Source organism: Sphingobacterium sp. UBA2610 (genome assembly GCF_002339225.1).
In the GTDB taxonomy this organism is placed as follows: domain Bacteria; phylum Bacteroidota; class Bacteroidia; order Sphingobacteriales; family Sphingobacteriaceae; genus Sphingobacterium; species Sphingobacterium multivorum.
This window is the reverse complement of sequence record NZ_DDKA01000020.1, coordinates 19,106-39,117: the sequence shown is the minus strand read 5'-3', so window position 1 is coordinate 39,117 and position 20,012 is coordinate 19,106. Positions and strand designations below refer to the sequence as shown.

Genomic DNA, 20,012 nt, shown 5'->3' with positions numbered 1-20,012 from the left:
TCGAATAGGACATGAAAATGAAAAATATTATCACAACAAGTTTGGGACTTATCGTATTGTTCACCTTAGGAGGCTGTAAGAAGTTTCTGGAGGAAGAACTGAAAACTGAACTGGCCCCCTCCAATACCTATACCAGCACCTACGGTTTCGAGGTGGGGAGCGCTGGTCTATATACGCTCACCCGTTCAGAATACAATACCTATGGCGAAGGTGGTGCTTTTATTCACAATGGTGCCTGTCCATACGAAGCCTTACAGGTCTCTACAGATATCGCCGATGCCATTAATAGCGATGGCTCTTTGACGGCTTTTGCAAACCTTACACTTACTGCTTCCGAGCGTTTTGTGGGTACTTACTGGAACTGGGCTTACAACCTCATTTCATCGGCAAACCTGATGCTGGTTTATTCCGAAAAAAATACCAATTGGGATACGCCGGAAGATAAAGCACGCTTCCAGGCTGAAGCCCGCTTCTTTCGGGCTTATGCTTACCGCACCTTGGTTTATCTCTACGGCGATGTACCTTATGTAGAAACCATTTTGTATGATTTTCAGCTTAATTTTACACGCACACCAAAAGCTGAAGTTATTGGACATATGGTAGACGACCTGAAGTTTGCCGTGGATAACCTGCCTACCAATCCAGACGGCGTCAAAGAAGGAAAGCTGACCAAATGGGCAGCGAGCCACTTACTGAGCGAGATCTATCTGCTGCAGGGCAATCATGCCGAAGCCGAAAAAGCCGCATTGGCGGTCATCAATAGCGGTTATTATAACCTGATGAAAAACAGATACGGCGTGAATAGCAGCAAACCAGGCGATGTATTCAGCGATTTATTTCTGGAAAATAATCAAAATAGAAAAAGCGGCAATAAAGAAAGTATCTGGGTATTGCAGTTCCAGTTTAACACGATCGGCGGTGGTACCAATTCAGATGACTGGACCCGCCGGGCTTGGATACCCAATTACTCGACCATTACGGGATTTGTTTTGGCTGACACCTTGGGCGGTCGTGGTATCGCACAATTAGTGCCTATGAAGTGGTGGGTAGGTACTACAGGTACCAATGCTACAGGCAATGTCGCTGGTATTTTCGAAGCAAATGATATCCGTAATTCAGGTTATAACATTAAACGCAACTGGTACTACAACAACGCGAATGAGACCTCGCTATACGGTAAAAAAGCCAATATTACCGAGCAGACCTGGTTTACGACAAAAAGCTTATTTCCAGCGATTACAAAATTCTTTTACGGACGTACTGAAAATTTAAGTTTGACCGGTAGTTATAAAGATCGTATGAAATTCCGTTTGGCTGAAACCTATCTGTTGCTTGCTGAAGCCTATTTGGGACAAAATATGCCAGATAAAGCCGCGCAAGCCGTCAACGAGGTGCGGAAAAGAGCCGGAGCATCCGAAATCACGGGCGCACAGATGAATATGGATTTCCTGCTCGATGAGCGTATCCGCGAATTAGTTGGCGAAGAAAGCAGAAGGTTTACCTTGGTGCGCACTAATACCTTGGTAGAGCGTGTTAAAAAGTATAATAACGCGATAAGGGATAAAATTACGGACAACAATATCTTATGGCCTATTCCACAGGTGATCAGGGATGCCAATACAGGGGCGCCGTTCCCGCAGAACCCAGGTTATAATTAATGGTAGCGGGAAGCTGTACGAATAGCATTTGAATTTTCGGCAGCTTCCCAACCCGATAACAAACAGCAGCGACGCCAGTCAGGCGCATGATTCTATCCAAACGTTAGCAAAAATATAAATCAATGAAAATCATCAATTATTTATACAAAACCTTATTTTTCTTAAGCATGGTACTTTGCCAGTTATCCTGCAAACAGGAAATTCAGGATATACCCAAAGTCAATGAAACGATGGCCCTTCAGCCTTCGTCGGAAAACATTACGTTGGACGAGGTCAATTTGACCAAAGATATTGTCACATTTAACTGGAAGCCCGCCAGGGCGCAGTTAGATGATCATTTGGTCAGTTACAGTACCATGTTGGATGTGGTGGGAAATAATTTTGGGACTGGTACAGCCATATTCAATTATGAAGACGATAATGTATTCAGCAGAAGCTTTACTTCCGAGCAATTGCAAAATTGGGCAAACGAAAAGTGGGGCATACCCGCAAATAAGAGCTTTACGCTGGAGTTTAGAGTGGTCGCCCAATGGGAGGGCGGTGCTACTTTTGAGGCACCCGAAGTACGTACCGTAAGAATTACAGTAAATCCGATCAAGGCGGTTGTTTTTGATGCCGATAAAGTGTTCTTGAGCGGAAGTGCCGTTGGCGGAAACAAGGTGGAGATGCCAAAAACACTGGAAAATTTGGATCAGTATGCCTATGTCTTGAATTTGCAGCCGGGCGAACTCGAAATTCCGGTAGAATTTAACGGTGAGACCAATTACGTCGTTACTTCCGATGGAAGCACCTCATTAAGCGATGGGAATGCTGTTGGTATTAAGATGAGGGAACGTGTGTTCTCCTGGAAAATAGAAACTGCTGGAGAATACCGTGTCGTGGTCAACATGCAAAAGGCCACAGCAACAATCTATTCACCGACAAAAATGCTTGCAGCAAAGACCGTGACCTGGACAGGTGATCAACCTTATACGACAACGGTGACAGATTTATGGATGCACGGAAGTATCAATGGCTGGGGAACTCCGGTTAAAATGGATTGCCAAGTAAGTTTGGCCGATCCGCAAGTTTTGGTTTATACCGGTGGTAAAGTAGGGACTACGAAGTTTATCGTGACTGGAGATAACAGTAATAACAAAAACCTGGCTTACGCATTTAGTGCTCCGCTCACGTCTGCGGGGGTGGCCCAGACCTTGACGCTCACTCTGGGAAAAGTAACTGAACTGGGCGGGGGCAATTCGAGTGCAAATCGCAATTCTTATTTCACTATCCCGGCGACGACCAATGTGCTGATTTTTGATTTAAGAAATATGACGATTCTGGCGTTAAAACGGTAAGCAACCGTATCCAAACGCATAAATTAACTTTAACATTTTTGAAAGTGAAAAATATAAATTACAAAAAAGCCTGTTTCAAAGCATTTACTGTTATGCTTTGCTTTCTAGCAGTGTCATGTAAGAAAGAAGGCGCCGATACTGAAAGAGCACTGTCGGGCACCTTGGTGAAGCCCAGTTACAACAGGAGTGCCATGTTTCGTAACCCTTTAAATGGTTGGGTCATGTATGCCTCAGCTTCGGGCAATCCCTCTTATTGGGACACCCAATTCTATGTACCTGACTTAGGTAAAACGGTCAAAGCAATTGACTATGCATCTGCCTGTTATATCCGTACCAGCTGGCGAACTTTTAATCCTGTAGATGGCGTATATGCCTGGAGGGATCCCAGCACCGCAATCTATAAAATGATCAAAGGGGCACAAGATAAAGGATTGCCAATCGCCTTTCGTATCGTGGTCGACGGTCGCGATCAAGGAGCAAATACGCCGCAGTTTGTTTTTGATGCAGGCGCCAAGTATTATGTGGCCAATGCATCTTTTCCGGACAGAAAAACGCCGGTGCTGCAAGACCCTGTTTTTAGGAAATATTATAGCAAGCTGATCGAAGAATTAGCTAAGGATTTTAATGATTTAAATAAAACATCCTTTGTAGATGCCTATGGACTCGGATTGTGGGGCGAGGGGCACAGTGTAATATATGAAGATCCCAATAACCCCTCTGGTCAAAATATTGAGGCCATCAAAGAAGAAGTCGTCGATTGGATTTCGGATGTTTATTCAAAGAATTTTACAAAGGTCCCCTTGCTAATCAATTATCATCGCGTAGTTGGCGACCCAGCGGGCAATGGAGCTCCAAATCCGAATTCGGAGAAGTTGTTGAATAAGATGATCAGCAAAGGATACAGCCTGCGTCAGGATGCCTTTGGAATGACCGATTATTATCAAAGCTGGGAGAAAAATTTTGCTAAGGTTTGGAATTTTAAACGTCCGATTATTATGGAAGGCGGTTGGATTACCACAGGTACCCATCGCTACTGGACTGACTCAAGTGGTAAATATAGGGAAAACCATCCCGAAGATGTTCGGCAGGGCGAATTTGACAGCTCTTTGGAAGCCGCTGTAAACATGATGGATTTCCGTATCGGTGAAATTGAAAGCTGGTTCACCAAGTCCTTTACATTATGCCAACGTTTTATTTCTGAAGGTGGTTATCGTTTATATCCCGATCGGGTCTATTTACCGGAGAAAGTCAATACCGGTACCGAAACGACGATTAACCATCGCTGGCGGAATATGGGCTGGGGGTATTTTCCGAACAATATTCCCCAATGGAACTATAAATATAAGGTAGCTTTTGCACTGCTGGATGAAGAAAATAAGGTGAAAGAAGTTTTTGTAGATGATAAAGGAGAACCTTCAACCTGGCTTAAGAATAATCCAATAGCGTACGAATTAAAAGCCAAGGTTGGCCTTCCCGCTGGAAACTATACTTGGGCCATTGCTATTATCGATACCTCAAATGAAAACCAGCCGGGCATAAAACTTGCCGTAAATGGTGATGTGACCAATACCGGATGGTTAAAACTATTGAAGGTGCAGGTACAATAAAATTAAGCAGAGATTGTTAGAAACAGCTATCAAATGATTGATTGGTAGCTGTTTTCCATTAAGGATTTTTGAATTGCATGTAAGCAGCTGAAATTGCACACATGTCAAAGAAGGTAAGCATTGATAAATCTTTTGGAATAGGCCGACATCAACGCATGACTACATAGCGAGGCCTAAGCCCCGCTATGTTTTAGCAATTATAATTCGAATGAAATATAATTTGCAGACTATATTCCTAATTCACCATGGGCAAGCATATGTCTGTAAATTGTTCTGCAGTTGTCGAAGAATCCTGAACAGGAATTTTCGACATAGGTTTGCGAAGTGAAAGTGTCAATCACTTGGCCACTACTATTGTAGACAGTTAGCGTATAAACACACTTTGTTAAAAACTTTGCATTGTTTTCCTTTGTTAATTCGGCAACTTCAACTTTGTTTGTGTTTTCAGTTGCTGCGGAAGTACTTGTTTTTACTTCTGCATTTTCTTTTGGTGCTTTTGTCTCCGTGCCTGCAAAAGCCGCTGTCGATAGCGCAGCTACGGCTATCAGACTCATCAATAACTTTTTCATTGTTTTTAAGTTTTTTTGTTAAACCATATATGCCTTTTGAGCATGTTGTAATTATCTATTAATAAAAATAAGGACATGGAAATTGACTGACGTAAACGATTGGTATTCGCGAGGGTTTATCTATTATTCGCGCTGACTTATTCGATATTAGTTTATCCGGTAAAATCGAGAGCTAGTTGGTCAAGTAACTTCAATAGCCTTACTTCATGTAATAATAGCGATCCAATCTACTTGGACAGCTCTGTTTTTTTATAAGGCGACTGAGCTCGTAATTATGGATATTAATGTTAATTTTATATGAAATTAACATCTGTTAGGTTAATTTGCATCAATTAAATATACCGAATTCATGATCGTTGGACTGAAACATATTTCCATATCAATGGACGATTTTCTCTTATTACAAGCTGGAGATCAGTCTATTTTTGGTATTGTGTTCAATTATTATCAGCCGATTATTTATTTTAAAGTCAGACAACTCTGCAAAAGTGACAGTGATGCGGAGGAGGTCACACAGGAAGTTTTTATTGAATTTTATTTAAAAAGAATGCAGCTCTCCGGTCCGGAAGCCATTTTTCCCTTTCTATTTGCTATTTCAAAGAGAATGGCCATATCCAATTTCCGTAAATCGCTGGTCCGATCCAACTATCTGCAGTCGCTTCAGCACAGTTGGCCTGAAAGTTCTTTTTCGCTCCAGGAAGAATTGGATGGCAAAGAGCTACAGGTCATCTTAGAATCTATTATTGCACAATTGCCTCCACAGCAGCAGGCAGTTTACCGGCGGAGCAAGTTTGAAGATCAATCTTATCAGGAAATTGCCGATGAAGAAGGGCTCTCCAAAAATACCGTGCGTAATCACCTCAGTCTCGCCTCAAAATTTGTCCGGTTCAAGCTGGATAAAATCCTGTCCATCTTTTTTTTCTAAGCAACTCGGGTTGCCACCTCTTTTCCTGTAGTTGTAATTAGCCATCTCAGGGGGCTAAAAAGTTAGGTCGCCTAAAATCCGTAAAAAAAAATTTTTTCTATTGGTACTTTTTCCGGCTTCGTGCGATTATGTAGTTGAAATCGATCCAAAGGAATGAACCAAATTGAACAATACAGCCAATTAATACGTAAATATCTTGCTGATCAAGCCAGCAAAGAAGAACAGGAACTGCTTGTAGGATTAATGGATGATCCTGCATTTCTGCAGGCTTGGGAGAAAGTCTGGCGAGAGAACTCGTACCCTGCAAAGCCCGCAACATACCCCGATCCACATCGGATGATGGAAAATATATTAGCCGATCCGAGATTAGCAACACCTGCATCTACGTACCAAAGAACTACAGATGGACATTTTAATTTCAGGAGTAGATGGTGGCAGGTGGCGGCAATCTTTCTTGCGTTCTGCGTAGCCGTGCTATGGGGCTACTACAACTTTTATACCGTGGATATGCAGCCAAAAGAGCAGCTGTCTACGGTGTCGATCGTACCGGGTTCTGATAAAGCCATAATCATTCTTGAAGATGGAAAACAGATCGACCTCAGTTTGCTCCATGCGGATACAGTCCTTGACCAAGGCGAATATTTGATCACCAAAGATAATAAAGGTCAAATCAGTTATAAGCTCAAAGACATGTTGTCACCAACAAATAACATCGTCTACAATACGGTCGTAACCCCTAGAGGTGGAGAGTATACATTAAAGATGGCCGACGGAAGTCTTGTGCAGCTCAATGCAGGCAGTAAGATCAAATATCCTGTAAAATTTGATGCGAAGTTGCGGTCGGTGCAGCTCGAAGGTGAAGCCTATTTTGAAGTGGCTAAAATGGACAATAAAGGCAAACGGGTACCTTTTATCGTGCAAAGTGGAGCACAGACACTCGAGGTTCTTGGAACACATTTTAACATCAGGAGTTTTGGGGATCAAATCGTTACCACGTTGGTAGAAGGAAAAGTCAAGCTATCTTTTGGCGATGCTGCCTTGAAAGAACAGGTCCTAGCGCCCAATGACCAGGTCGTTTTTGATAAAAGCCGCAAGAGCGTGAAAAAGGAACAAGTGGATCCGTTCTATAGTCTTGCCTGGAAAAATGGAAATTTTGCTTTTGATAATGCATCCATTCAAACGGTCATGGACGAGGTAGCACGCTGGTATGATGTCGAGATCAGTTACCAAGATCAGCTGCAGGGACAGCACTTCTCCGGGACAATCTCCCGCTATGAAAATATCGATAAATTGTTGAAAACAATTTCTCTCGCCGGTGGCGTACATTTCGAACGTAAAGGAAGGAGGATATATGTGCTAAACTAACGCTGATGAGAAGGGAAGCATATATAACAATCAGGAGCGCGCCAACGCCCCTGAAAGTTTTGTCTTTTTCTCGACATGGATGAATAGTAAAACCGTTAAATTTTATCTCAACCGAATGCAATTTAATAAAAAAAAATTGATCGGACCGACCCAATTATGTCAGGTAAGATCCCAGAAAATACCAATTTCTATGAAATTGTCATTAGCAATTCCTCTCTTATTCGCAGCCAATTTGCAGCTGCATGCATTTTCTTTTGGCCAGACCGTCAATCTGAAGCGGAATAATGTGAAAGTGAGTGCTGTCTTGAAAGAACTGCAGAAGCAAAGCGGATACAATATTTTTTACAACGAATCGCTGATCGCAAAAGACGACCGTATCAGCGTGAGCTACCACAATATTTCTTTTGAAGAAGCCTTGAAAGATCTATTGGCCCAGTTGCAGTTATCTTATGTCAAAGCGGATAAAAATATTGTCTTGAATAAACAAGTGGATCAGCCCGTTCGCCAGGTATCGGTTACGGAGGCTCCGCAGCTGTACCCGGTCAAAGGATTTGTCAAAGACGATCAGGGCCGACCGTTGGACAATGTTACTATCAGTGAAAAAGGCAAAAAGGAGAAAACACTCAGTCGGGAGGATGGCAGCTTTCAGATCCAGGTCAGCAGCCCGGATGCCATACTTGTATTTACGATGGTTGGCTATCAGCCGCTGGAAATAGCGCTGGCAAAGCAGTCGACATTGCATGTGACCATGAAGCCGGCTATCAATGCAATGGAAGAAGTTGTCGTCGTGGGCTACGGTGTACAGAAAAGAGCCAATCTGACGGGAGCTGTGTCGCAGGTCAATGCGGATGATATCGCGCTGCGTCCAAGTGCAAATATTGCAGGTACACTCCAGGGACTTATGCCGGGCTTGAATATACAGCTCAACAGCGGTGATCCATCCAAAACACCCGATATCAATGTGCGGGGATTCAATTCCATCAATGAGGGCGGCCCGCTGGTATTGATCGACGGGATCGAAGGGAATATCACACGGGTTAATCCCAACGATATTGAAAGTGTTTCTGTCCTGAAAGATGCTGCTTCGGCGGCCATTTATGGAGCCCGTGGTGCTTTTGGAGTCATCTTGGTCACCACCAAAAAAGGAAAGGCAGGAACAGTTAAGGTCGATTATGTCAATAATTTTGCCTGGACTACACCCGCCTCCCGTACCGACTATATCTCCGATCCCTATGTCTATGGTAAAACAGTAGATGCCGCACTGTATGGTTATAACGGCAGTTCCTATACACGTTACAATGCAATGGACTGGGACGCAATTAAAATGGTGGCTGCAGGTGAGATTGCGCCCTTTCATGAGAAACAGACAGACGGAACCTATAAATTTTTCTATAAGACCAACTGGTGGGATTACCTATTTAAAAAATATCAGCCCTCCAACTTCCATAATATCGCCATTTCAGGTGGCAGTGAAAAGTTGAAAGCCTATCTCTCTGGACGTGTATTCAAACGGGAAACGATCAACAATATCAATGACGATGCGAATATGGATCGCCAGAATATAAAATCCAATTTGGTATTCACGCCCAACAGCTGGTTGGAAATTTCAAACAATACGCAGTTCATCAACGAAAAGGATAAAGAATATGGGGGGTACAGTAATGGTCTGGGGGGACTTTGGAGCACGACGACCTGGTATAATCTAATGCCTTTTTACCCCAATTTTGTCGATGGTATTCCAACGGATATCGGTGTGGGTACTGGCGGTCAGGGAGCCAATGCAGGGCTGGAATCCGGAAAAAGCTGGGAGGTACGCAATAGTGAAGAGTTTACCAATACCTTCCGTGTCCTGCTCAAGCCAATGAAAGGCCTACAGGTAAATTTTGATTATAGCAACCGTATCGAAAACTTTTCACGGAGCACACGCCTCAACCCCTTTAGTTACTATTCGGGCAACAAGCTCAATTATACGACAGCAGGGCTCAACCGTCTGACAGAATACCGCTGGAAAGACAAATATAACGCGATGAACCTGTTTGCGACCTACGAAAAAAGTGTGGCGCAAAAACATCAGTTCAAATTATTGGTAGGCTACAATCAGGAATCCTTTGACCGGGACCGTATCGCCGGGGCCATGGACGACCTGCTGATCGAAGATCTATCCAACCTGGCGCTGGGGACTTCCATGTATAGCCTGAGTGGAACAGCTGAAAATTGGGCTATTCAGGGTGTATTTGGCCGTTTTAATTATGCCTACGATAATAAATACCTGCTGGAAATAAATTCACGGTATGATGGTTCGTCACGCTTTCCAAGCGGGAGCCGATGGGGATTTTTTCCCTCCGTCTCATTAGGCTGGCAGCTAGATCGTGAGCACTTCTGGGAATCGATCAAAGGCAGTATACCTACCTTAAAACTCAGAGCTTCTTATGGCAAGCTCGGCAACCAGACTGTAGGTGTCAATACCTTTAAAGAATTGATGACGGTGCAGCAGTTGGCTTGGCTAAATGGAGGCTCCCGTCTTATCGGGGCGAGTACACCGGCACCGTTGCCGAATGTCGTCACCTGGGAACGGACCAAAAGCATTGACTTTGGCGTTGATCTTGGGCTGATCCAGAACAAGCTAAATATCAACTTTGACTGGTATCAGAAGGATGTTGAAGGCATGTATCTTCCGGGGCAGCCACTTCCAGCGGTATTTGGAGCTAATGAACCGCGTGAAAACTATGCTGCTTTGCGCAATAAAGGTTTTGAAGTGGGGGTAAGCTACCAGGATAAATTTGACCTTGCCGGCTCACCCTTTCGTTTCAACATCGCCGCAAATACCACTAATTTTAAAGGGATCATTACGAAATATAATAATCCACAAGGCTTGTTGAGCTCCTATTACGAAGGACAGGTGCTAGGGCAGATCTGGGGATACCATATCGACGGACAGTTTCAGTCCGATGCGGAGGCATTGAGCTACCAGAATAGTTTCCAGGATCCACAATTGTCCCTCTCCAAAGTATATAATGATATTCTGAGTGTGTCGCAAAATAGTGAATGGAATATGTTGCGCGGCGGCGATGTGAAATACGTGGATCTCAATGGTGATGGACGCATCGACAAAGGCGATAATACGCTTGCCAACCACGGTGATATTAAACCCATTGGTAATGCCATGCCGAAATTTCCATTTGGAATCAATATGAGTGCTTCCTGGAATAATTTTGATCTCTCGGCAGCCTTTGCTGGTGTTGCCAAACAGGATTGGTACCCGACAGGAGATTTATACTGGGGTTCCTACCAGCGCCCATATCTTTCCTTTGTACGCAAAGACTTGGTAGATAATGCATGGACGCCGGACAATAAAGGGAACAGGTATCCACAGATCTATCGGGGATACTCGTCGCTGCAGAGTGGAAGGTCGCTGTACGAATTGAACGACTATTACCTGACCAATGTTGGGTTCCTACGGATGAAAAATTTTACGTTGGGATACACCTTACCGCAGAAATGGACAAGGCGCTATAAAGTTGAAAAATTACGGTTTTACTTCAGCGGCGAGAATCTGTTGACCTGGAACTTTGGCCATCTGACGAAGTATATAGATCCCGAACAAGCAGGTGCAATGATCAATTATAATTCGCCTGCAAGTGCCAATGATCCTGCGGATTCCTCGGAGCGGGGACTGCTACGGGACTATCCCATGGGTAAAACTTATTCTTTTGGTTTAATGCTTACGCTTTAATACTTGACAACGCAATGATAATGAAACTTACAACAAACACCTATAAACTACTTGGTCTGTTGATCTTGCTATCGCTGGCAGCTTGTCAGAAAGATTATTTGGACCGTCCCTCGGAGGACCAGGTGGAAGCGCCTTATTTTTTCAATACAGCAAAGGATCTGGAGGTGGCCACCAATGATTTTTACACCTTTTTACCCAATGAATCCTGGTATACAAACGATGGTAATTCGGATAATATGATACCCCTTACGGTTGCCGACCGGATCAAGGGCAATCGAACTGTCCCCGTGGGAAGCGGTTCGGGCGGTTGGTCCTGGAGCCAGTTGCGCAAGATCAATTATTTTCTGGCCAACTACCATAAAGTGCCCGACGCTGTAGCACAAAAGAAATACGGCGGCATAGCCCGTTTTTTTAGAGCGAATTTTTATTACGATAAGGTGAAAACTTTCGGTGACGTGCCCTGGTACGGAAAGGTGCTGAGTGCCAAAGATGAAGACCTTTTCAAGGCTAGGGACACCCGGCAGCTGGTGATGGATTCCATTATGGCCGATCTGGACTATGCGATCGAAAATATACCAGCTGAAAAACAGCTTAACTTGATCACTAAATACACGGCGCTGCTGCTGAAAGCAAGGGTGGCACTCTTTGAAGGAACATTTAGAAAATACCATCAGATCGCAGGACATGAAAAGTTACTGAATGAGGCTGTTAGTGCATCGACCGAATTGATGAATAGTGGGGCCTATACCTTGTACAGCCAGGGCGGAGCAGATCAAGCCTATCGAAATCTGTTCGCCCGAAATAATCAGGATCAGGTGGAGACTATTCTCTCCATTGATTTTGAACTAGGCATGCGTGTGCATGGCCTTGGCTATTCCTTCACCTCAGCAACTTCGGGGGCCTATGGTATCGCCAAAGATATGATCAATAGCTATCTGATGAAGGATGGAAGCCGTTTTACGGATAGATCAGGTTACAAGACCATGGAATTCTATCAGGAAATGCAGAATAGAGATCCAAGGCTTACACAGACAACAGCGGGACCTGACTTCCGTGCTAATGGAGAAACAGCAAATGAGCCTGTCAACTTGACGATCACCACGACAGGCTATCGCCTGATCAAGGCCTTGCCTGACAAATTGCAATGGGGCGTATCGGCCTCCTATTTCGATGTCATCTTATTCCGGTATGCAGAAGCACTGCTGATCAATGCCGAAGCAAAAGCCGAACTGGGGACGATCAGCCAAAGCGACCTTGACCTGACCGTCAATAAGCTGCGTAGCCGCGCGGGGATGCCGATGCTATCTCTAGCGGAAGCGAATGCCAACCCTGACCCTTATCTGCTGGCCATGTATCCGAACGTCGATGGTGGAGCATTCAGGGGAGTACTATTGGAAATACGGCGCGAAAGACGGATTGAATTGTTCAACGAAGGGCAGCGCTGGGATGATTTAATGCGATGGAAAGCCGGATCCAAACTGAATCAGCCTATTGTCGGGGTTTATTTTCCCGGTATCGGAGCTTATGATTTTACAGGAGATGGCAAGGCGGATGTGTATGTCCATACAGGTAATACATCGGGTGCACCGGGTACGGTGACCACCTTGATCAATATCAATCAGCGGACACTTTGGGACCCAGTTTCGAATACACAGAATGCCAATAAGGGGTCACTTGATCCATTTTATCAACGGGGTAAGTTTGATGAAAAACGTGATTACTATGCACCGATCCCAATCGAAGATATCAAGTTAAACCCAAATTTGAAACAAAATCCTGAATGGGAGAAATTATACAGATAACATGAAACAACTTATTTTTATTTCGATCCTCTGTTATCTTTTGATCCCTGGATATACGTACTGTCAAAAACAGGATCGGCCTGATTATGCCGTTGGCTACTCTCTTGATATCCGGAAGATAGCATTTGAAAAGCTAAAAGCAGACAAAGAAGCTGGTATGGATTATATAGAGATTGCAGGTCTCGGAAGCTTCGTCAATGCAGACCTCAGTTTAAAAATCCCGCAGGCTGAATGGTTGCTTAAATGCGATTCGTTGGCCATTGTACTGAAAAAAGCTGCGGTGAAGGTATGGTCTATCCATATGCCCTTTTCCGCCAAAATAGATATCTCTACGCTGGACGAACAGCAGCGGCAGCAGGTGATGCGAATGCATTTGCAGCTACTGGAAGGTCTTTACCGTCTTCATCCGCAGGTGATTCTGTTTCACCCATCCTATTATCTCGAACCCAACAGACGCGAGGCCCGCAAGGAGCAGCTGGTACGTTCTGTCAAGGAGTTGTACACGGCGGTATCGGGGGCAGGGCTTCAACTCGTCATCGAAAATATGCTCGGGCCTTCGCTGACGGTAGGGGAGCGGGAACGACCCCTACTGCGGACCGTAGAAGAATGTCAGGAACTTTTTGCCCGCTTTCCTGATCAGGTTGGCATTGCAGTGGATATGAACCATATTGCACATCCCGAGCGGCTGCTTTTGGCTTTTGGACCGCGCGTCAAGACGCTTCATGTCGCGGATGGGGATGGAACAAAGGAAAGTCACTACCTGCCTTGTAATGGTAAAGGGCAGAATGACTGGAATACCATATTGGCCGCACTGGAAAAAATTAAATATAAAGGTGTATTCATGTTTGAGTGTCATTATGAAACCACAGCCCAGCTGATTGAATGTTACCGTCAGCTGCAGCAGATTTATAGCAACACAAAACAATAAGTAGGTTCAAAAAACATTGATTATAATGAAAAAATCGTTATATATTTTTATGGTTCTTTTGTCTGCCTTAGGCATACAGAGCTGTAAAAAAGATAAAATCGAAAGTGAGCAGCGGCTCCTGGTCGATCGGGATTATATGGAGGTCGGCAGTAGGGCCGATACCTATCAGTTGGACATCTTAGCGAATGCAACGATTACCGTCAGTAGCGACAAAGACTGGATCAAACTGGATAGTACGGTGTATCCCAAAGGGAAAAATAAGATCCGGTTTTCTGTTTCGAAAAATTCGGAGGATGAACGTTCGGCGACTTTGCTGCTCAGGCTGAACGATAATGTATCGCAGGAGATCTTGATTTTGCAGGAATCCGGAAAAGTGCCCGTTTTTTATGTGACTCCCGCAGGTAAGGGAGATGGCAGTTCGTGGAGTAGTGCTACAGATCTCGATCAGGCACTCGAAAAAGCAACGACAGGCAGTACCCTATTCTTGGCCGAGGGAACCTATATTCCAACTAGAACCATTCGCAATGGTGATGTGAATGAGGAATCCGATAAAACCATAGAGATCGCAAAAAATGTCAGCCTAATAGGCGGATACGCGGCCAATGTCAAACCTGGAGATCAGCCCAATCCGGCCTTGTATAAAACCATCTTTCAGGGGAAGCTTTCCAGTGGAAAATCGGTGTTTCACACAGTCACAGTGACGGCAACCCCGGATCCTGAAAATCAGGTTATGCTGGAAAATATCAGCATCAAAGGGGGAAATGCCACCGACCGCAGTGCCAGTACAACGATCGATAACGTAAAATTCAGCCGTGGCCAAGGTGGCGGTATGTTAATTGGTATGGCCAGGGTTCTGCTCAAAAATGTGGAGGTGATTGATAATAAAGCGACCGCAGATAAGGGAACTGCAGGTTTTGCTGCCGGCATCTATGCGTTTTCAGGTGCCCAGCTCAGGTTGGAAAATTGTCGCATCAACAATAATAGCAACAGCGGAAATAACGGTGGCGGACTATGGATCGCCGATGGGTCACTGATTGCCTACGATAGCCAGTTTAATCACAATAGTGCCAAAGGCACCGCAGGGGGCTTACACGCTTATCCAAATGCAGCTATTACACTCTATAATTGTGAGGTGGTTGGCAATTCAAATACATCCTATGGAGCAGGGGTTTATCTGCGTGAAAAATCAAAAGGGGTATTTGTTAATTGCCTGCTGGCTGAAAATTCAAGTACATCAGCCAACGGCGGTGGCGGACTGATGCTGTATGATAACTGTCAGGCAGACGTAATCAGTACAACCATTACCAAGAATGCCGTTGTTGGTCCCGGCGGAGGTGTCTATCGCCGCAGCAATGTCAACAACTTGACTTTGATCAATTCAATCGTTTCGGGCAATATTCAGGCGGGCAGTTCAAGCGATGTTGATGCTTATTCTGATAACATTGCTGTTGTTCCATTAATCCAGCACACTGTTGCTACGAAGGCGGTGTATGGCGCTGATGGAAGCATTGTTCCAAAGCTAAGCTTTGAACCTGCGACCATGCTGAATCCGGATTACCTGCCCATCGGTGCCGAAAATCCGTCCATGAGTTATGGTTTAAGCTCATCCGGATTGCTGGAGCTTGCCAAGAAATATAAGCCGGCATTGGACGATAGTCGCATGCAACAAGATATCAATAATAACCCGCGCTCTTCTACTTGGATGGGTGCAAAAGTGAAATAAGATGAAACAATTAAGCTGTTTATTTATCCTTACCCTTCTTCTATTAGGCAACAGCCGAGCTGCTGAGCACAAGAATATCCTGCTATTATTGGGTTCAGCCGATCCTGAGGTATTGGCCCAGCGGGTAGATGTTGCTGCCCAGCTCTACCATATCCGGCCGATGGATGCTATTGTGGTGTCTGGAGGTTGTGGTGCGCACGGTTCCAAGATTTGTGAAGCTTCGTCCATGGCGCTGCAATTGGTCAGCAAGGGGGTACCTGCGGCATTGATCTTCAAGGAGGAAAACTCCAAGACGACGGTGCAGAATTATATTTTCAGCAGACGCCTCAAAAATAACGCTGGAGAGCGAATCATCCAGCCTGGAGATACGGTGTATGTTGTTTCCAACCACTGGCATGCGATCGCTGTTGCTGCACGCCTGGAAAAATACGATGGGGTGACAGCGAAATTTTTTATTGAAGGTGCTATTCAGCCCAAAAAGGAAGACCGTCTTGATTATGGCGGAATATTTAACGCTTACGATGACAATCATCTTTTTACGTTAAAAGGCACCTGGCTGACACCGGAAGCGGTATGGACAAAAAAAGACAGCACCTATTATCTCACACAGGATATGGTCTACACAACGGATGTAGCTAACACAAGCTATAGTGTCAGTCCAGTGGAGAAGCTGTTTCCTTTTCTGAAAGGGAGTTCAGAGTTTAATCCACCGATATATATTGACGACGTGGTCGTATGGTACATCCTCTTTGATGGCTATTGCCGTAAAGTTTCAAAAAAAGATTTTAAGGTGCTGGATGAACAACCGATTCAGAAATGGCTGACGCTGCCAGACACATTGAACTGGAGCCAAATCAATACAGGGTATATCCAGGGAAAATCATTGGTATTGATCGGAAAGGACAAGGTGCTATTGGCTGAGCGAAAAGGAAAGGCCTTTCAGTATGAGCGGGAAACTGTGCCGCAACACTATTTTGCCAACTGGCCCTATAGCTGGGGGACGGGCAACGTAAGTGCGGCAAGATTACTGCCATCAGAAAACAAGGTCGTCTTTTACCGCAATATGGAATCGGCCGTATACACTATTAACCAGAAAACAATTGAAAAAGTGGTTCCATTAAAATTAAAGTGGATCGGCGAAATAAAGTAAAACAGATGAAAAGAAATTTTATATATAGCTTATTGCTGCTTTTTCTTGTTATTTCATGCAAGAAAAATGAGGGCGGAACGCAGCTGCCCTATGACTACAGTATTCCCCAGGAAGAAAACTTGGCGGAGATTATCAATACGGCAGCTTGGAATACAAAAACGGTTGCTGACGGTGTGCTGTGGAAATATTACCAATTTCCACGGATATTTGAATCCAAACAATATGTCAATGTATTTGAGATCGATCTGAAGAAAGGCATGCAGCTGGAAATTCCCTATGTGAAGACCGGATTTCTAAAAACAAGTGCTGCCGCGACGGCTAAGGGCGCTTTGGTGGCATTTAACGGCAGTTACTTTAATACCAGTACAGGCGGATCAACCGTATTTTTCAAATACGATGGCCAGGTAATCAATCAGACTGTGAATGGATTTAATAGCTACCGTGAAAATGGTGCATTTACCTTTACGGGGCAAAGCTATCAGATTGTGCCGAAACCCGCAGGAGGCTGGGGGACGCTGAGCGCCACCGCTGCACTGGCTGGCGGCCCGTTATTGATGCAGAATGGTCAGGTGCTGGAGCAGTTGAATGTAGATTTCAATACCAGCAGACATCCCCGTACAGCAGTGGGGCTTACCAAGGACAATAAACTTATTGTAGCTGTTATTGATGGCCGCTCATCACAATCACAGGGACTGACGATACCCCAGCTGGGCGAGTTAATGGCTGCCTTGGGCTGCACTTCCGCGTTAAACTATGATGGTGGCGGTTCCTCCACAGCTTGGGTGAAGGGCGAAGGCGTGGTTAACTATCCTTCAGATAATGGAAAGTTTGACCATGAAGGTGAACGCGCTGTAGCTACGGTATTTACAGTGAAATAAATTCGATACCTTTATAAGTAGATGGCCATCTTATGGATAATATGAGATGGCCACTATTCAATTAGAATCATTTCTATTGCTATTAATTGAAACATCATGAGAAAAAAGACAAGTATCCTATTTTTCCTCCTTCTTGTTTGTGGCTCAGTATCTTTATACGCCCAGCAGGTTATTTCGTCGGCCAAATTTGAGCTGCAGGGAAGAGCTTTTGAAAACGCACCAAAATTTCATCGGATAGATACAGCAAAGTACAGGCAACTTCCTGCTGCGGTAAAGAAATTATATACCCATGCTGCAGGAATGTTTATTACGTTTAAGAGCAATACGAGCAAATTATCTTTACGATGGAAGACGGCGGATGCGGCGCTAGGCAATAATTCCACGCCGATTATGTCACGGGGTTTTGATGTATATGTAAAAGAGCCCAGTGGGTGGCGCTTTGCAGGGGTAGCTCGTCCCGATCTGAACATGGCGGAAAGTAAAGCTACGCTTGTTGAAGATATGGCGAAAACAGAAAAAGAATTTCTTGTTTACTTTCCCTTGTATAAAGAGCTATTGGATTTTGACCTGATTATTGATGACAAAGCCACCTTTGTTGGTACCAGACAGTCTTTTAACAAAAAGGTCGTGATTTATGGTTCCAGCATTGTCCATGGAGCTTCCGCAAGCCGCCCGGGATTAGCTTATCCAGCGCAATTAGGGCGGCGGTTGAACGCCAATGTGATCAACATGGGCGTGAGTGGCAATGCCCGGATGGAGCCTGCCGTGGCTGATATGCTATGTGATATTGATTCTATGGGTCTACTCATCATGGATTGTGTGCCAAATAGTAGTCCCGAAGAAGTCAAAGAACGAACGTTTAATTTTGTGAAACGGATTCGTAAATCCCATCCTCAGGTACCCATATTGCTGATAGAGAGTATTACCCGTCAGGTCGGCAATTATAATTTAAAATGGAGCGCGCAATTGACCGAGCAGAATAAGAATTTTAAGCTACAGTATGAAAGACTGCTACAGGCAGGTTACAAAAATTTGTATTACATACCTACAGACCATTTGATAGGTGATGATTCGGAAGGAACAGTGGATGGCACCCACCCTACAGATGTGGGATTTGAAAGGATGCTTAAAATAATCGGGCGTAAAGTAGAGGCGATTCTAGAAAATAGTCCGTAAATCTTCACCAGCTTTCCACTACTACTCCGGGAGTGATCGCTGACTTTCAGAAATACGCAGACATCTAATCGTGTCAGTTTGCAGAAGCAGGGACGTATTTGTAAACCCCTTAGAAGCCAAAAAAAGGGCCTGATTCTCATCAGACCCTTTCTGTTAGCGTTTAATTGTACAGTAAATATTGGACAGACCCTATGGTTTTCAAAAGGCAATGTTTTTATTTTTGGGGTGTACCTTATTCAGCTAATGCTTTGACGATGGCTATGCCTACAGCTTTGGCTGATTGCGGGTTTTGCCCAGTGATCAATCTGCCGTCAATAGTGACATGGGACTGCCAAGGTTCGGATTTTTCATAAATCCCACCTATTGCTTTTAGTCTATCTTCTAGTAAAAAGGGAACAACATTGCTGAGCTTGACAAGCTCTTCTTCTTCGTTGCTAAAGCCATTAACTTTTTTCCCTTTTATCAAATATTCGCCGGTGCTCAGTTTGATGTTGGTTAAGCCTGCAGGTCCATGACATACAGCTGCAATGACCCCATTTGCCTCATATATCTTGGTGGCAATCTTTGCGATTGATGGGTCGAAAGGCAGATCCCACATCGCACCATGTCCTCCGGCGTAAAAGATGGCTTTGTAATCTTCCGGTTTTACCTGAGAAGGTTTGAGTGAATGGGTGATTTTATTGTGGTAGTATTTATCCTCCCAGAATTTTTTGTTAACAGGATCAGTCAGGTCAAATCCATCCACAGGTGGATTCCCTCCCTGTGGACTAAGGAAATCAATCTCATATCCAGCCGCTGTTAAAACCTCCCAGGGATGTGAGACTTCCCCGAGATAATAACCTGTTTTCTCGCCTGTATTACCTTTTGTATCGTGACTAGTTACTACAAATAGAATTTTTGGTTTTCGGTTTGTTGCATAGCAATGCGTTACTATTAAGATTAATAAAGCCGAAAATATTCCTATTTGCCTAAAGAGTTGTTTTGCTTTCATATTGCTTTGATTTTCTTCCTGTTGGAACAAATTTCTTGATTTTGTATGGTAATTTACCGTGACCTACATCACAAAATTAAAATTCACCTCCCCATTCCTGCCATTCACCGAGTTTTTCTGAGCGTTGGTCTAAAGATCATAGGCTTGGGGCCTATTGTGTTGTAGTTTTG

The 20,012-nt window shown here is 44.3% G+C and carries 14 protein-coding genes; 12 read left to right on the top strand and 2 right to left on the bottom strand.

Annotation, left to right across the window (positions count from 1 at the left end; translation table 11 throughout):
- Window positions 1–17: 17 nt before the first annotated feature.
- The 3 genes from B4Z47_RS15005 (at window position 18) to B4Z47_RS14995 (ending at window position 4,602) form a co-directional block, all read left to right on the top strand.
- Complete coding sequence (locus B4Z47_RS15005; protein WP_070566410.1) at window positions 18–1,658, top strand: RagB/SusD family nutrient uptake outer membrane protein; 1,641 nt, start codon at window positions 18–20, stop codon at window positions 1,656–1,658.
- Between the two features lie 122 nt (window positions 1,659–1,780).
- Window positions 1,781–2,995: a SusE domain-containing protein gene (locus B4Z47_RS15000; RefSeq protein WP_070566367.1), complete on the top strand. Its 1,215-nt coding sequence runs from the start codon at window positions 1,781–1,783 to the stop codon at window positions 2,993–2,995.
- 44 nt (window positions 2,996–3,039) lie between these two features.
- Complete coding sequence (locus tag B4Z47_RS14995; protein WP_254667712.1) at window positions 3,040–4,602, top strand: DUF4832 domain-containing protein; 1,563 nt, start codon at window positions 3,040–3,042, stop codon at window positions 4,600–4,602.
- Window positions 4,603–4,829: 227 nt separating this feature from the next.
- Here the strand turns inward: B4Z47_RS14995 and B4Z47_RS14990 are convergent, their stop codons facing one another.
- On the bottom strand, window positions 4,830–5,171 hold the full coding sequence (locus B4Z47_RS14990) for a hypothetical protein (protein WP_070566365.1): 342 nt from the start codon (window positions 5,169–5,171) through the stop codon (window positions 4,830–4,832).
- 382 nt (window positions 5,172–5,553) lie between these two features.
- Here B4Z47_RS14990 and B4Z47_RS14985 point away from each other — a divergent pair, with 382 nt between their 5' ends.
- The 9 genes from B4Z47_RS14985 to B4Z47_RS14945 all read left to right on the top strand — a co-directional run bounded on the left by B4Z47_RS14985 (window position 5,554) and on the right by B4Z47_RS14945 (window position 18,851).
- Window positions 5,554–6,096 (top strand): RNA polymerase sigma factor, encoded by a 543-nt coding sequence (locus B4Z47_RS14985; RefSeq protein WP_159332797.1) that lies wholly within the window; start codon window positions 5,554–5,556, stop codon window positions 6,094–6,096.
- 153 nt (window positions 6,097–6,249) lie between these two features.
- Entirely contained in the window at window positions 6,250–7,461 is a 1,212-nt protein-coding gene (locus B4Z47_RS14980; protein WP_070566361.1) for a FecR family protein, read from the top strand.
- Between the two features lie 190 nt (window positions 7,462–7,651).
- Window positions 7,652–11,194 (top strand): TonB-dependent receptor, encoded by a 3,543-nt coding sequence (locus B4Z47_RS14975; RefSeq protein ID WP_139144995.1) that lies wholly within the window; start codon window positions 7,652–7,654, stop codon window positions 11,192–11,194.
- 20 nt (window positions 11,195–11,214) lie between these two features.
- A complete protein-coding gene (locus B4Z47_RS14970; RefSeq protein ID WP_070566359.1) occupies window positions 11,215–12,996 on the top strand; it encodes a RagB/SusD family nutrient uptake outer membrane protein in 1,782 nt (593 codons plus the stop codon).
- Between the two features lies 1 nt (window position 12,997).
- Window positions 12,998–13,924, top strand: coding sequence for a sugar phosphate isomerase/epimerase family protein (locus B4Z47_RS14965; protein ID WP_070566357.1), 927 nt, complete (start codon window positions 12,998–13,000; stop codon window positions 13,922–13,924).
- A gap of 25 nt (window positions 13,925–13,949) precedes the next feature.
- Window positions 13,950–15,647, top strand: coding sequence for a right-handed parallel beta-helix repeat-containing protein (locus B4Z47_RS14960; protein WP_070566355.1), 1,698 nt, complete (start codon window positions 13,950–13,952; stop codon window positions 15,645–15,647).
- Window position 15,648: 1 nt separating this feature from the next.
- Window positions 15,649–16,797 (top strand): YdcF family protein, encoded by a 1,149-nt coding sequence (locus B4Z47_RS14955; protein WP_070566352.1) that lies wholly within the window; start codon window positions 15,649–15,651, stop codon window positions 16,795–16,797.
- A 5-nt stretch (window positions 16,798–16,802) separates the two neighbouring features.
- Window positions 16,803–17,675, top strand: coding sequence for a phosphodiester glycosidase family protein (locus B4Z47_RS14950; protein WP_070566350.1), 873 nt, complete (start codon window positions 16,803–16,805; stop codon window positions 17,673–17,675).
- Between the two features lie 96 nt (window positions 17,676–17,771).
- Window positions 17,772–18,851: an SGNH/GDSL hydrolase family protein gene (locus tag B4Z47_RS14945; RefSeq protein WP_070566347.1), complete on the top strand. Its 1,080-nt coding sequence runs from the start codon at window positions 17,772–17,774 to the stop codon at window positions 18,849–18,851.
- Window positions 18,852–19,083: 232 nt separating this feature from the next.
- Here the strand turns inward: B4Z47_RS14945 and B4Z47_RS14940 are convergent, their stop codons facing one another.
- Window positions 19,084–19,842, bottom strand: a complete 759-nt coding sequence (locus B4Z47_RS14940) for a type 1 glutamine amidotransferase domain-containing protein (RefSeq protein ID WP_286709359.1) — start codon at window positions 19,840–19,842, stop codon at window positions 19,084–19,086.
- Window positions 19,843–20,012 lie beyond the last annotated feature (170 nt).

What these genes read in the sequence shown, in the direction of transcription:
- B4Z47_RS14990 (WP_070566365.1), bottom strand. Translation starts at nt 5,171, where the DNA reads ATGAAAAAGTTATTGATGAGTCTGATAGCCGTAGCTGCGCTATCGACA.
- B4Z47_RS15000 (WP_070566367.1), top strand. Translation starts at nt 1,781, where the DNA reads ATGAAAATCATCAATTATTTATACAAAACCTTATTTTTCTTAAGCATG.
- B4Z47_RS14980 (WP_070566361.1), top strand. Translation starts at nt 6,250, where the DNA reads ATGAACCAAATTGAACAATACAGCCAATTAATACGTAAATATCTTGCT.
- B4Z47_RS14965 (WP_070566357.1), top strand. Translation starts at nt 12,998, where the DNA reads ATGAAACAACTTATTTTTATTTCGATCCTCTGTTATCTTTTGATCCCT.
- B4Z47_RS14970 (WP_070566359.1), top strand. Translation starts at nt 11,215, where the DNA reads ATGAAACTTACAACAAACACCTATAAACTACTTGGTCTGTTGATCTTG.
- B4Z47_RS15005 (WP_070566410.1), top strand. Translation starts at nt 18, where the DNA reads ATGAAAAATATTATCACAACAAGTTTGGGACTTATCGTATTGTTCACC.
- B4Z47_RS14955 (WP_070566352.1), top strand. Translation starts at nt 15,649, where the DNA reads ATGAAACAATTAAGCTGTTTATTTATCCTTACCCTTCTTCTATTAGGC.
- B4Z47_RS14985 (WP_159332797.1), top strand. Translation starts at nt 5,554, where the DNA reads ATGGACGATTTTCTCTTATTACAAGCTGGAGATCAGTCTATTTTTGGT.
- B4Z47_RS14950 (WP_070566350.1), top strand. Translation starts at nt 16,803, where the DNA reads ATGAAAAGAAATTTTATATATAGCTTATTGCTGCTTTTTCTTGTTATT.
- B4Z47_RS14945 (WP_070566347.1), top strand. Translation starts at nt 17,772, where the DNA reads ATGAGAAAAAAGACAAGTATCCTATTTTTCCTCCTTCTTGTTTGTGGC.
- B4Z47_RS14940 (WP_286709359.1), bottom strand. Translation starts at nt 19,842, where the DNA reads ATGAAAGCAAAACAACTCTTTAGGCAAATAGGAATATTTTCGGCTTTA.
- B4Z47_RS14960 (WP_070566355.1), top strand. Translation starts at nt 13,950, where the DNA reads ATGAAAAAATCGTTATATATTTTTATGGTTCTTTTGTCTGCCTTAGGC.
- B4Z47_RS14975 (WP_139144995.1), top strand. Translation starts at nt 7,652, where the DNA reads ATGAAATTGTCATTAGCAATTCCTCTCTTATTCGCAGCCAATTTGCAG.